This window comes from Kitasatospora sp. MBT66 (assembly GCF_000710405.2).
Taxonomy (GTDB): Bacteria; Actinomycetota; Actinomycetes; order Streptomycetales; family Streptomycetaceae; genus Kitasatospora; species Kitasatospora purpeofusca.
Map to the genome: position 1 here is coordinate 857,119 of NZ_JAIY01000004.1, position 623 is coordinate 857,741.

At 74.0% G+C, this 623-nt stretch carries 1 pseudogene; it reads left to right on the plus strand.

What is annotated here, in order from left to right:
• Positions 1-264, plus strand: a pseudogene (locus tag BI06_RS50520) (hypothetical protein); the annotation flags it as partial.
• Positions 265-623 lie beyond the last annotated feature (359 nt).

The window sequence follows — 623 nt, forward strand, 5'->3', positions numbered from 1 at the left end:
GCCGGGGGCACGGCGGGCCCGGGCGCCGCCGCCGGCGGCACCGGGCACCCCACGGGCGGCACGGGGGCCACCACCGGCACCGGCACCGGCGACGGCCGCTCCGGCGGGGCCACGGCCTCCGCCCCGGCCGCCAGCCCCTCCGGCCACCCGAGCACGCCGGAGCCCGGCCACACCACACCCGCCCCGACCGCCACCCCGGCCCCGGAGCCGACGGTCGCCCCCAGTGCCACGGCGGCCCCCAGCGCCGGACCGGGCGCACACTGAAGGGACTTGAATCACAGCCTGGCCTCGGCATTTGCCTCCGATCCCCAGGCTCGTCTATGGTGGTAGATCGTTCGTTTGATTCATTTGTCTGGCGCCCTACATCCATCTGGCGCCCTTGGCGCGTTCCGGCGATCCGTGGCTGACCGCATAGAGGCGGTTGTGAAACAGAACCCCGGACTTTGGCGCGTGCCACTTCCGGAAGGTTTTGCATGTCTCTCGTTGACGACGCCCGCTTCGCCATGCCCGCGAGCGAGTCCGCCGCCGATGTCACCACCACCGCCCCCGAGGCCGACGCCGAGCTGATCGCCGCCGTCGACGCCGTCGAGGACGCCACCACCGAGGCCGTCGCGGACGACGCC